Origin of the sequence: Actinomadura oligospora ATCC 43269, assembly GCF_000518265.1 — a bacterium.
In the GTDB taxonomy this organism is placed as follows: Bacteria; Actinomycetota; Actinomycetes; order Streptosporangiales; family Streptosporangiaceae; genus Spirillospora; species Spirillospora oligospora.
In genome coordinates this window covers 342,109-354,611 of the sequence record NZ_JADG01000008.1, presented here as the reverse complement: position 1 = coordinate 354,611, position 12,503 = coordinate 342,109, and the positions used below count along the sequence as shown (strand labels likewise).

Here is a 12,503-nt window from a genome sequence, read left to right as displayed (position 1 = left end):
ACGTGGAGCGCCCCACCTCCACCCGCCGCGAGCGCCGCTTCGCCCCGTCCGCCCCCCGGGCCCGGAAGGGACGCCGCGGACGGCGTGCGGCCCTCGCCGCCGCCGCGTTCGCGGTCGTCCTGCCGATGCTGTCCGGCACCGTCCCGGCGGGCGCCGCCCCCGGCGACAGCGACCGGATGGACAAGCTGAACAAGCAGATCAACCAGCTCGACAAGGAGTACGGCGGCGACCTGGCGCAGCTGAAGGACGCCCAGTGGGCGGCCAAGCAGGCCATCAAGAAGGCCGACGACCTGCGCGGGCAGCTCGAGGCGTCGCGGACGCTGGTCGCGCGGCTCGCCGCGAACCAGTACATGAGCGGCGGGCAGGACCCGGGCATCACCGTCGTCGCGGCGGGCGACCCGTCCGAGCTGCTGAACACGATGAGCCTGGCCAGCCATGTCGCGCAGAACCAGTCGGCGCGCGTCCAGCAGATCACCAAGCTGGTCGCCGACCAGGAGAAGGCGCGGCAGCAGGCGCAGGCGAAGATCACCGATCTGCAGAAGAACCTGACGGACCTGAGGTCCCGCAAGGCCCAGATCAAGAAGCTGGTCAAGAAGTACAAGCCCGAGTCGCCGAGCGTCGGCATGGGCGGCGTGACCCCGCGCATGATGCACGTCAAGCAGGTCATCGACACCGAGTTCGGCCCGTTCCCGACGATCGGCTGCTACCGCGGCGGCGCGGACGCGCAGGACCACGCCACCGGCACCGCGTGCGACTTCATGGAGTCGTCCGGCGGGTCCATGCCCACCTCCGCCCGCGTCGCCAACGGCAACGAGGTCGCCCAGTACGCCATCTCCCACGCGTCCGAGCTGGGGATCAAGTACATCATCTGGCGGCAGCGGATCTACGACATGCGCAGCCCCGGCTGGCGTGGCATGAGCAACCGCGGCGGCATCACCGCGAACCACTTCGACCACGTCCACATTTCCGTCTTCTAGGACGGATCCCCCCGGTCACACCACTGCCCCGGGGGGAGACATGTCCGGTTGCGGCCGATAGGCTCGCCGTTCGTGGCAATTTCTACTGCTCTGTGGTCTTTCGCCGTGGTCGCCGGGCTGATGACGCTCACGCCCGGCCTCGACACCGCGCTGATCCTCCGGACCGCCGCGCTCGGCCAGCGCCGCCGCGCCTGGGGCGTCGTCCTCGGCATCCAGACCGGGACGCTCGTCTGGGGCGCGTTCGCGTCGCTCGGCATCACGGCCCTCCTCACCGCCTCCCACGTCGCCTACACGACGTTGCGCTGGGTCGGCGCGGCCTACCTGCTGTGGATGGGCCTGCGCATGCTCTGGACGAGCTGGCGGCGCGTTCCGGGGGCTCTGGCCGCCGAGGAGGAGCCCGAGCCCGACCGGCTGCGGGACGGCTGGCGGCGCGGCGCGTTCACCAACCTGCTCAACCCGAAGGTCGGCGCGCTCTACATGGCGCTGCTGCCGCAGTTCATCCCGGCGGACGTCCCGCACTTCGCGTTCGGAATGGCGCTGGCGAGCATCCACGTCGCGTTCGGGATCGTCTGGTCGGCGGTGCTCGTCACGTTCGCGCACGCGCTGCGCTCCTGGCTCTCCAAGCCGTCCGCCCGCAAGGTCATGGACCGCATCACCGGCGGCGTCATCGCCGCCTTCGGCCTCCGCCTGGCCTTCGGCGAATAAGCCAAAAAGAGAAGCCCCGGACCATGGGTCCGGGGCTTCTGCATATGCGACGACCGCAACCACCGCGAGCGCGCTACCAACCGTGCGGGGGCAACGCCGAAGGCGAGCCCCCGCGCGGTTGATCGCGAAGCGATGCCGCGCTCGCACGAATTGCCGGGCCGCGCCCGAGCCGCCAGGCGAGGGCGCGGAGCCGGAAATTCAATCAACTCGCGTAGCTGGGCAGGGTGCGCTCGTGGGCCTCGCGGAGGTCGGCCAGGGAGATCGAGAAGACCTCCTGCTGGTCGCCGCCGTTGACGGTGAGCGCGTCGCCGCCGACGATGCCGAGCTGGCTCACCGGGACGCCCGCCTGCTCGCACAGCGCGGCGACGCGGGCCTCCGCGCCCGGACGGATCGCCACGACGGCCCGCGCGACCGACTCGCTGAACAGCTGGACGAACGGGTCGCCGTGCAGCGTGATCTGCGCGCCGAGGCCGCCGCGCAGGCAGGACTCGACGAGCGCCTGGGACAGGCCGCCGTCCGACAGGTCGTGCGCCGCGACGAGCAGGCCGTCGCGGGCGGCGGCGACCAGCACGGACGCCAGGGCGGCCTCGGCGGCCAGGTCCACCTTCGGCGGGAGACCGCCCAGGTGGCCGTAGACGACGTGCGCCCATTCGGACCCGCCGAACTCCTCGCGGGTCTCGCCGAGCAGGGCGAGCGTCGCGCCCTCGGTGACGAACGCCATGTTCACCCGGCGGCGGACGTCGTCGTGGACGCCGAGGACGCCGATTACCGGGGTCGGGTTGATCGCCTGGTCGCCGGTCTGGTTGTAGAACGAGACGTTCCCGCCGGTGACCGGGGTGCCGAGGTAGCGGCAGCCGTCCGCGAGGCCCGTGACGGCCTGCGCGAACTGCCACATGACGCCCGGGTCCTCCGGAGAGCCGAAGTTCAGGCAGTTGGTCACCGCGAGCGGGCGGGCGCCCGTCGCGGCCACGTTCCGGTACGCCTCGGACAGCGCGAGCTGCGCGCCCGCGTACGGGTCGAGCCGGGTGTAGCGGCCGTTGCCGTCCAGCGACAGCGCGATGCCGAGCCCGGACGCGTCGTCGATGCGGACGACGCCCGCGTCCTCCGGCATCGCCAGGACCGTGTTCCCGAGCACGTACCGGTCGTACTGCGAGGTCACCCAGGTCTTGCTGGCCAGGTTCGGGGACCCGGCGAGCCACAGCACCGTCCGGCGGATCTCGTCGCCGTTGGACGGCCGGGTCAGACGGCCCGGCGTGTCCGACTGGATCGCGGCGAGGTCGGCGGGCGGCGCGATCGGCCGCTCGTAGACCGGGCCCTCGTCGGCGGCGGTGACCGGCGGGATGTCCACGATCGTCTCGCCGCGCCAGGTCATGACGAGGCGTCCGGTGTCGGTGACCTCGCCGATGACCGTGGCGGGGATCTCGTACTTGGCGCAGATCGCGAGGAAGGCGTCGACCTTGGCGGGCTCGACGACCGCCATCATCCGCTCCTGCGACTCCGACATGAGGATCTCTTCGGCGCGCAGGCTCTGGTCGCGCAGCGGGACGGCGTCCAGGTCGACGGTCATGCCGCCGGTTCCGGCGGCGGCGAGCTCGGTCGTCGCGCAGGACACGCCCGCGGCGCCGAGGTCCTGGATGCCGACGACCAGGTCCGCCCGGAACAGCTCCAGGCAGCACTCGATCAGCAGCTTCTCCATGAAGGGGTCGCCGACCTGCACGCTCGGCCGCTTGGCCTGGGACGCGTCGTCGAAGCTCGCCGAGGCGAGCACGGACGCGCCGCCGATGCCGTCCGGGCCGGTCATGGCACCGAAGAGGATCACCTGGTTGCCGGGGCCGGGGGCCGCGGCGAGCTTGATGTCCTCGTGCTTCATCACGCCCACGCAGAGCGCGTTGACCAGCGGGTTCGCGGCGTAGCAGGCGTCGAAGACGGTCTCGCCGCCGATGTTGGGCAGGCCGAGCGAGTTGCCGTAGCCGCCGACTCCCGCGACCACGCCCGGCAGGACGCGGTGGGTGTCGGGGGCGTCGGCCGGGCCGAACCGCAGGGCGTCCATGACGGCGACGGGACGCGCGCCCATCGACATGATGTCGCGGACGATGCCGCCGACGCCGGTCGCGGCGCCCTGGTACGGCTCGACGTAGGACGGGTGGTTGTGCGACTCGACCTTGAAGGTCACCGCCCAGCCCTGGCCGACGTCGACGACACCGGCGTTCTCGCCCATGCCGACGAGCAGCGCGTCGGTCTGCGGGGCCTTCTCGCCGAACTGGCGCAGGTGCACCTTGGACGACTTGTAGGAGCAGTGCTCCGACCACATCACCGAGTAGATCGCCAGCTCGGCGGAGGTCGGGCGGCGGCCGAGGATGTCCCGGACGCGCCGGTACTCGTCCTCGGCCATGCCGAGCTCGGCCCACGGCTGCGGCTTGTCCGGCGTCCGGACCGCGATCTCGACGGTGTCGGTGCCCTGCTCGGGCTCGAACCGGCGGACCGGCGCGGGCGCGGCCTTCGGCGCCTCCGGCTGCCCCGGGCCCTGGTGGGCCTGGCCCTGCGCCATCGCGACGAGCGCGGCGGTCGGGCTGGCGGACGGGTCGTCCGAGACAGCGGGCTGCGGGCCCGTGTTCGAGCCGACGGCGGGCTGCGGGCCGGTGTTGGAACCGATCGCAGGCTGCGGCCCGGTGTTGGAGCCGATGAAGTGCTGCGGGCCCGTGTTCGGACCGACGGCGGCCTGCGGGCCGGTGTTCGAGCCGATCGCGGGCTGCGGGCCGGTGCCGGACGCGGCGAGGGGCGCGCCGGGGCCGAAGCCCGGCTGCGGGCCGGAGCCCAGGCCGCCGGTCAGCGGCGACGCGTCCAGCGCGGTGGCGGGCAGCGGGCCGGTGTTGGAGCCCGGGGCGGGCGCCGGAACGTCCTGCGGGCCGAAGCCCTGGCCGAGGGCCTGCGCGCCCGAGTCGAGACCGGAGCCGAAGGTCGGCTGCTGCGGGACGGCCTGGCCACCGGTGTTCCCGGCGGCGGCCGTGACGAACTGCGCGGCGGCCTGCGGGTCCGGGAAGATCACTGCCTGCGGGCTCGCGCCGGGGACGGGGGAGACCCGCGGGGACGCGGCCTGCGAGCCGGAGTCGGCGTGCCCCGCCGCGCCCGGCCCGGACGCGGCGGACCGAGGCCCGGACGCGCCGTGCGAAGCGGCGGCGGGCGGCTCGTCCAGACCGGGGACGGGCACGTCGGCGGCCTCGTCCAGCATCGCGCGGACGAGGTCGGGGTCCGGGGTGGCGGGGGGCGGGGGCAGCGGGGTGTCGTCCGAGGGCTCGTCCGGGACGCCGACCTGGCGGACGGCCTGCTCGGCGGGCACCCCGACGGGCAGGCCGGGGGCCTGCTCGTCGCTCGGGACGCCCGGGATCGGGCCGGTCTGCGGCGCGGCGTCGGCCTCGTCCACAACCGCCTTGAACGCCTGCGTCACCGACGGGTCGACGGGCTGGAGCTCGGGGTCGTCGGAGTCGTCCTTGAGGTCGGCGAACCACTCGAGGGTCGCCTCGTCGTGGCTCGCGCCGGACTTGTCGGGGCGCTGCTCGCTCATGCGTTGACCAGTCTCTTGACGATCGAGGTGAAGAAACCGAGGCCGTCGGCGGACGGCCCGGTGAGGGACTCCACGGCGTGTTCGGGGTGCGGCATGAGGCCGACCACGTTGCCCGCCTCGTTGGTGATGCCCGCGATGTCGTTCTGCGAGCCGTTCGGGTTGACGTCGAGGTAACGCGCCACGATCCGGCCGGAGGACTCCAGCTCGGTGATCGTGTCGTCGTCGGCGACGTACCGCCCGTCCGCGTTCTTGATCGGGATCACGACCTCCTGGCCGGAGCGGTACTCCGAGGTCCAGGCGGTGTCGGCGTTGTCCACGCGGAGCCGCTGGTCGCGGCAGACGAAGTGCAGACCGGCGTTGGGCAGCAGCGCGCCCGGCAGCAGGTGCGACTCGCACAGCACCTGGAAGCCGTTGCAGATGCCGAGCACCGGCAGGCCCGCACGCGCGGCCCCGACCAGTTCGGTCATGATCGGCGCGAACCGGGCGATGGCGCCCGCGCGCAGGTAGTCCCCGTAGGAGAATCCTCCCGGCAGCACCACCGCGTCGACCCCCTGGAGGTCGTGGTCGGCGTGCCACAGTGCGACCGGTTCGGCTCCCGCGAGCCGCACGGCCCGAGCGGCGTCACGGTCGTCGAGAGAACCTGGGAAGGTGATGACCCCAACCCGGGCAGCGTCCATCTCTTGTCATTCCTCCGAAATGAGGGCGGCCGGGACGGGCGGTTCCAGCCCTGGGCTGCAGCTCTTCGCCGCCGTTCGCTCCCGCGCGCGCGTCACAATCCCCCCGCGCGTGTCCCAATCTACCCGGCGCTGCGTGCGAGGCGGTGCTCCAGTCGTCGGATCAGCGCCTCGTCTCGCCAGGTCAGCCGCTTGTGCATCTGGACGACGGTCCCCCGGTCGGGAGCGGATTCGATGCTCAATTCGTCGACCAGGGCCCGCATGATCCTAAGTCCGCGTCCTGACTCACGCAAAGTTCCGGGGTCGAACGGACCGCCCGACGCGTCGAACGGCGCGGGCGCGTCAAAGGGCCCGGAAGCGTCGAACGGACCCGGTTCGCCGAACGGCCCGGGGCCCTCGAACGGGCCGTTCTCGTCGCGCCGTCCGGCGCCGTCGAAGAGGCTGGAGGAACCGAAGGAACTGGACGCCTCGGAGGAGGCTCCGCCGCCCGCGGACGGCTCGGGGGCCTGCCGGGAGCCGCGTCCCCAGTCGAGGATCCGCAGCAGGCAGACCCCGCCCGCGACGTGCCCGGCCACCTCGTAGTCGGTGCTGTTGCGGGCGTGCTGGACGACGTTGGTGCAGGCTTCGGACGTCGCGACGAGGATGTCGGACACGCAGTCCTCGGAGACGCCGAGCCCACGCAGCGCGTCGCCGACGACCCGTCTGACGACGGGGATGCTCAGGGCTTCGCGGGGCAACGCGAGGGAGAACTTCATGTCCACCGGGCACCTCGGTCCGTCCCCCGGGCCGTGCGCGGACTCGGCCCGGAGCGCGCTCGCTGACAACGTCTCAACTCATGTAAGGCTTCCCTGGCGAAAAGCACCGTAATCGCCAGGGTGTCAGGTCTTTACGTGACGTAAGCGTGAGACGAAGGAAAAGTCTGATCGACTAATCGGCGTCGGACGTTTGTGGAACGCGCCACATTCTCGTCCGACCCCGCTCCGGCAGTGACCGACCCCTCGCAGGCCACCGTCCGGGTGAACCGCTCCGGCCGGGCCCTCCGCGGCTTCCGGCGGAGCCGGACGGACGCGTCGGGCCCGTCCGGCCGCCGTTCAGAGACTCCAGGTCCTGCGGACGCGCGTCAGAGCGCGTGGACCTCGAAGGTCTCGATGACCGGGTTCGCCAGCATGGTCTCGGCGATCTTGCGGACCTCGTCCAGCGCGGCCTCGTCGGCCGGGCCGTCCAGTTCCAGCTCGAACCGCTTGCCCTGGCGGACGGCCGCCACGCCCTCGAAGCCCAGTTGCGGGAGCTTGCGGGCGATCGCCTGGCCCTGCGGGTCCAGGATTTCCGGCTTCAGCATGACGTCGACGACGACGCGCGCCACGACCGCCCCCCTCATTGATCTGCGCCTACCTACGAAAGTGAAGCGTACGGCACCATGGCAGGGCACATGCCGCAAGCCCCGCCCCCTGACCGCCCCCTGCCCCAGGAGCGCCCATGAACATCGAGGACTTGTCCCCGGCGGAGCTCAAGCTGTGGGAGGCGTTCCCGCGCGGTGAGGCGGTGGACCTGAGCGGCGGCGACCCGACGGTCAGCGACCAGGTCGCGCACTGGGGCCCGGACCGGACCGTCCGGGCGGAGGTGCTGGTGGCGCTGCTGCTCGGGGCGGTCGAGCCGTCCCCGGGTCAGGTGCCGGGGGTGCGGCTGTCGGGCGCGCGGATCACCGGTTCGCTGAACCTCGGGCACGCGCACGTGTCGGTCCCGCTGGCACTGACCGGATGCGTGTTCGACGAGGCGCCGCACCTGTACTGGGCGCAGATGAACAGCGTCCACCTGATGCGCTGCCGCCTGCCGGGGCTGGTCGCGTCCGGGACGCGGATCGACGGGCACCTGTGGCTGGAGGGCAGCCGCGTCCACGGCGGGCTGTGGCTGGACGGGGCGCACATCAGCGGCATCCTCAACATGTCCGGGGTGTACCTGACCAACCCGCAGGGCGACGCGCTGCTCGCCGACCGGATGCTGGTGGACGCCAACGTCTACTGCGACCGGGGGTTCACCGCGCAGGGCGAGGTGCGGCTGCCGGGCGCGCGGGTCGGCGGCCAGCTGATCTTCCGGGAGGCGCGGCTGCACAACCCGGGCGGCGTCGCGCTCTACGCGTCCCGGCTGGACGTCGCGGCGAACGTGTTCTGCGACGGCGGCTTCTCCGCGCAGGGCGAGCTGCGGATGCGCGGCGCGCGCGTCGGCGGCTACCTGTCGTTCGTCGGCGCCGAGCTGTCCCACCCCGCCGGAACGGCCCTGAACGCCGACGACCTCGGCGTCGAGACCGACGTGTACTGCTCGGACGGCTTCGCCGCGGACGGGACGGTCTCGTTCGCCGGAGCCCGCATCACCGGCCAGCTCAGCCTGCGCGGCGCGCGCCTCGGCGTGAAGGAGGGGACGGCGCTCAGCCTCCAGCGCCTCCAGGCCGAGGAGGTGCTGCTGCGCCCGACCGAGCCCATCCACGGCACCGTCGACTTCTCCTACGCCAAGATCAGCCTGTTCCGCGACGACCCGCGGACCTGGCCCGAACGCCTCCAGCTGGACGGCTTCCAGTACGACAACCTCGACCCCGCCCTCAACGCGCGGCAGCGCCTGAACTGGCTGCACCGCGACAGCGACGGGTACGCCCCGCAGCCCTACGAGCGCCTCGCCGCCGCCTACCGGACGCTCGGCCTCGACGCCGACGGACGCTCGGTCCTGCTCGCCAAGTCCCGCGACCGCCGCGCCTCCCAGGGACCGGCGCGCAAGGCGATCGGCCTGCTCCAGGAGGCCCTGGTCGGCTACGGCTACCTGCCGTTCCGCGCCGCGTCCTGGCTGATCGGGCTGATCATCTTCGGGTCGGCCTACTTCCACTTCCGGCACCCGCACGCCCTGGACACCGGCCAGAAGCCGCACTTCAACTCGTTCTGGTACACCGTCGACCTCATCCTCCCGATCGGGAACGTCGGCCTGACCACGCAGTACGCCCCGAAGGGCGTCGACCAGTGGATCGCCTACACGATCTCGATGCTCGGCCTCGTCCTCGGCTTCACCGCCGCCGCCGGCATCACCCGCGCCCTCTCCCGCGAGTGACGCCCGTCCCCCGGCGTGACCGGATTCGGACAACCTCGGACAGACGGGAACTCCGTTCGGCACCATCCACCCCAATCGTGCGTGTCGTCACGGGCGGTGATCCGTTCGTTCGTCCCTGGGGAGCGGCCTGATGCGGGATTTCAACGTGGTGACGCTCGGCGAGCCGGACTCCGGCAAGACGGTCTTCATGGCCGCCATGCACGAGATGCTGGGCACGAGGGCCGTGGACGACGCGCACCACCGGGTGTTCGTCCGGGCGCCGATGGGGACGCGGTCCAGCCTCGTCCGGACCTACGCGCGGATCGTGAACCCCGACATCGACTGGGATCCCGGCACCGACCGCAAGGTCTACCAGGAGGTCCCGTTCACCGTCGTCGCGCGCGGGCTCGACCAGACCCTCGCCGACCTGTTCCGCGTCCGGTACGTCGACTACTCGGGCGAGCGGATCACCACCGAGTGGATGGACGAGAAGCAGGAGCGTTTCGAACGGCACCTGCGGGAGGCGCACGGCGTGCTCGTCGCGCTCGACGGCGCCAAGGTCCTCTCCCTCCTCGAACGCCAGGAGCTCGGACGCCGCTACCTGCACGAGGACCTGAAGATGGTGCTCGGCGCGGTCCGCGAGACCACGGCCCGCGCGCCCGTCCACTTCATGATCACCAAGTGGGACCTGTTCGAGCGGCGCCGGATCGGGCTCGGCTTCGTCAAGGGCGAGCTGCTCAAGGCCAGCGACGACCTGGCCGGGGTGGTCGGCAGCAGGCTCCGGTCCGCCAGCCCGACCGCCACGATGCGCCTCGTCCCGGTCAGCTCCCTCGGCCGCGACTTCGTCCGCCCCGAGCAGTCCGAGGACGGCTACCTGCGGATGTTCAAGACCGGCGGCCGCGTCCGCCAGCTGAACGTGGACGTCCCGCTGCTGTCCCTGCTCCCCGACTTCTACGCCACCTACATGGACGAACTCGGCGCGGGCGGACGGAGCGGCTTCAAACGGGTGCTGCGCCGCTGGCACAAGCGCGCGGGCGAGGTGTTCCCCACGGTCGGCAGGGCCGCGGGCGACGTGACCGCCGAGCGGGTCACCGAGGGCAAGGAACTGGAGTCCTACGTCGAGCGCATCCTGCTGAAGTCCCTGGTGGACGGCCTGATGTCCCGCTTCGGCAGGCGTCCGGACCCGCAGGACGTCCGGAACGAGGTCGTCCGCGGCCTCCCGAACAACGTCCAGCTCGCCGTGCAGGCCGCCGTCCAGCACATGGCGCTGCGCCTGGAGGCGTTCGAGCAGGCCTACCCGGAGTCCGAACTCACCCTGGAGGACCTGGACGACCTCGCCCGAACCATGGAGCCCGAGTGACCGGCGGCACCGGCTGGCCCGTCCTGGTCGCCCGCGGCGTCCACACCGGCATCTCGCCGCTGCTCATGCCGCATCCGGTCATCGAGGCCGAGCAGATCGGACGCGCCATGGAGGCCGTCCAGGGCGGCACGCCCGACGGCACGACCCGCGTCGCCCGAATCTCCTGGCTCCCCGGCGACTGGACGCTCCTGTCCCGAACGTCCCCGGCCCTCGACCGGCACGGCCGCCAAGTCCGCGACCGCGGCTCAAGACCCGTCCTCGTCTCCGAGGGCCTCCTGGTCTCCGGCGTCACCAACCCCTGCACCCTGGCCCCGGACGCCCAAGCCGCCCTGGCGGACACGACGCGCCGCGCCTACCTGCAGTTCCTAAGCGACGAACGCCGCTACCCCGCGCCCGCCCCGTCCGAGCCGCTCCCCCTGCACGCAACCCGCTTCGACCACGAAACCGCCCCCGCCGAACCCGACACCCCGTGGTTCCTCCCATCCCGCTGGTTCAGGCCCTCCGCCCAGCCCTACCCAGAACCAACAACCATCCTCCTCCTAACCCTCCAAGGCACCCCCAAGCCCTGACACCGAGAAGACGGAGGACGGTCAGCTCAACGAGCCCTCACCTGACCAACCAGGTCCCGAAACGAGGACGCGTCAACGGGTAGCACAGGCCCGTCCGGATCCTTCGAATCCCGCACGGCCAGCCCCTGCGAGGCACACGGCACCGCCACCTCCACGCAGTTCGGCCCATCCGCCGAGTAGGAGCTACGTCGCCAGCCACTCCGGGCTACTTCGACGCAGTTCATCCCCTCGCCTGAGCGAGAACTCCGCCGCCAAAGAACAGCCTGGTCATCGTCCATGCCACCTGGATATCTCGCCCATTAGGCGTTGACCAGCCGACGACCAGGTGTCAGCGCAGTCAGCGGGCCCTTACCTGAACGACGATGTCCCGGAACGACGACACATCAACGGGCAGCACAGGCCCGTCCGGATTCTTGGAGTCCCGCACGGCCAGCGCCTGCGAGGCACTGGGCACAGCAACCTCGACGCAGTTCGCCCCCTCAGCCGAGTGAGAACTTCGCCGCCAGGCGCTCCGAGCCACCTCGATGCAGTTCAAGGAGTCCCCCGAGTAGGAACTGCGCTTCCAGCCAGAAATGATCACACGTCCCATATATGGCAATACTGTCATCCTGCTGAGGCTCCAGCCAGGTCCGCGATGAACTCCAGCGACTCGTCCACCCCGATCGCGCTCATGGCCAGTTGATTGAAAGCCAGCGAGTAGCGGTAGACGTGTCGGTCGTTCTCTTCGTACAGCGCGCTGGTCAGTCCGTCGAGATAGACCACGTCAGGCATGTGAGCGTCCGCGAAATCCATGATCGCGAACGTGCCGGTGACCGCCGCGTGCGCTCCCGCCTCGAAAGGAAGGACCTGGAGCATGACATTGGGCAGATTCGCCACCTCCAGCAGGGCCTCGTATTGCCTGTGCATCACCTCAGGGCCCCCGACCTGTCGACGGAGTGCCCCTTCATCGAGGATCGACCACAGCCTCAACGGTTCAGGTTCGCGATCATCCAGCACACGCTGACGAACTCGCCGAACGTCGATCCGCCGTTCGATCGCCGTCTGCGTCCCGAACTGCATCATGCCCACACGGCAGACCTCACCCGTGTACTCGTCCGTCTGCAGGAGACCGTTGATCGCGAGGCCGTCGAAACAGCGAAGCGATCGCGCCTCCGCCTCCAAGCGGATGTAGGTCGTGTAGTCGCTGTGAATCGTGTCGGCATAGGCATCCCACCAGCCGCGTTGGCGCGCGCCGCGCGCCAACGCCTGGAGCCCTTCGCGGCGTTCCGGAGGTACCTCGTAGAGGTCCAGCAGCTGTTCCAGGTCCTGTGACTTGATGCGCTGCGCGGCTCGTTCGATGCGGGACAGCTTCGCGACCGACCAGCGTCCTCCACCGCTCGAATGGAGCGCGGTCACCACCTCATCGAGATTCAGCGTCGCGCGCTCGCGAAGAAGCCGCAATTCGGACGCCAGCCGCCGGGTCCGGATCGTTGGGCGATCGGTCATGCACTCAGTGTGCACAGTCCTCCAGCAGCCGCGCAGGCAATCCATCAGACAAGCGCCCGCTCGACATGAGAATTCTCGGTTCTGATTACACGAGAACAGTCC

Annotated in this window: 12 protein-coding genes; 5 read left to right on the top strand and 7 right to left on the bottom strand. The window is 71.1% G+C overall.

The genetic code is table 11. The features are described from left to right. Positions 1–2: 2 nt before the first annotated feature. A complete protein-coding gene (locus P696_RS0113475) occupies positions 3–977 on the top strand; it encodes a coiled-coil domain-containing protein (protein WP_051467470.1) in 975 nt (324 codons plus the stop codon). A 72-nt stretch (positions 978–1,049) separates the two neighbouring features. Further along, on the top strand, positions 1,050–1,682 hold the full coding sequence (locus tag P696_RS0113470) for a LysE family translocator (RefSeq protein ID WP_026412766.1): 633 nt from the start codon (positions 1,050–1,052) through the stop codon (positions 1,680–1,682). A 202-nt stretch (positions 1,683–1,884) separates the two neighbouring features. Here P696_RS0113470 and purL read toward each other — a convergent pair whose 3' ends face one another. The 4 genes from purL to purS form a co-directional block, all read right to left on the bottom strand. Next, entirely contained in the window at positions 1,885–4,074 is a 2,190-nt protein-coding gene (purL, locus tag P696_RS0113465; protein ID WP_245627661.1) for a phosphoribosylformylglycinamidine synthase subunit PurL, read from the bottom strand. A gap of 1,166 nt (positions 4,075–5,240) precedes the next feature. After that, positions 5,241–5,921 (bottom strand): phosphoribosylformylglycinamidine synthase subunit PurQ, encoded by a 681-nt coding sequence (gene purQ, locus P696_RS0113460; RefSeq protein ID WP_026412764.1) that lies wholly within the window; start codon positions 5,919–5,921, stop codon positions 5,241–5,243. Between the two features lie 119 nt (positions 5,922–6,040). Continuing rightward, positions 6,041–6,673 (bottom strand): ATP-binding protein, encoded by a 633-nt coding sequence (locus tag P696_RS54360; protein WP_157429675.1) that lies wholly within the window; start codon positions 6,671–6,673, stop codon positions 6,041–6,043. 365 nt (positions 6,674–7,038) lie between these two features. Further along, positions 7,039–7,281: a phosphoribosylformylglycinamidine synthase subunit PurS gene (purS, locus tag P696_RS0113450; RefSeq protein WP_026412762.1), complete on the bottom strand. Its 243-nt coding sequence runs from the start codon at positions 7,279–7,281 to the stop codon at positions 7,039–7,041. A 113-nt stretch (positions 7,282–7,394) separates the two neighbouring features. Between purS and P696_RS0113445 the strand changes: the two genes are divergently transcribed. From P696_RS0113445 to P696_RS0113435, 3 genes are all read left to right on the top strand, one after another. Next, positions 7,395–9,008 (top strand): hypothetical protein, encoded by a 1,614-nt coding sequence (locus P696_RS0113445; RefSeq protein ID WP_026412761.1) that lies wholly within the window; start codon positions 7,395–7,397, stop codon positions 9,006–9,008. Between the two features lie 130 nt (positions 9,009–9,138). Further along, entirely contained in the window at positions 9,139–10,347 is a 1,209-nt protein-coding gene (locus P696_RS0113440; protein WP_026412760.1) for a TRAFAC clade GTPase domain-containing protein, read from the top strand. After that, on the top strand, positions 10,344–10,916 hold the full coding sequence (locus P696_RS0113435; protein WP_026412759.1) for a hypothetical protein: 573 nt from the start codon (positions 10,344–10,346) through the stop codon (positions 10,914–10,916). The genes P696_RS0113440 and P696_RS0113435 overlap by 4 nt, the downstream gene beginning before the upstream one ends. 26 nt (positions 10,917–10,942) lie before the next feature. Here the strand turns inward: P696_RS0113435 and P696_RS54355 are convergent, their stop codons facing one another. From P696_RS54355 to P696_RS0113430, 3 genes are read right to left on the bottom strand one after another with little or no spacing between them, the layout of a single operon-like run. Beyond that, positions 10,943–11,194 carry a DUF397 domain-containing protein gene (locus P696_RS54355; protein ID WP_084337399.1) on the bottom strand — a complete coding sequence of 84 codons (252 nt, stop codon included), beginning with the start codon at positions 11,192–11,194 and terminating at the stop codon, positions 10,943–10,945. 59 nt (positions 11,195–11,253) lie between these two features. After that, positions 11,254–11,505: a DUF397 domain-containing protein gene (locus P696_RS54350; protein ID WP_211245728.1), complete on the bottom strand. Its 252-nt coding sequence runs from the start codon at positions 11,503–11,505 to the stop codon at positions 11,254–11,256. Positions 11,506–11,519: 14 nt separating this feature from the next. Beyond that, complete coding sequence (locus P696_RS0113430; RefSeq protein WP_026412758.1) at positions 11,520–12,401, bottom strand: helix-turn-helix domain-containing protein; 882 nt, start codon at positions 12,399–12,401, stop codon at positions 11,520–11,522. Positions 12,402–12,503 lie beyond the last annotated feature (102 nt).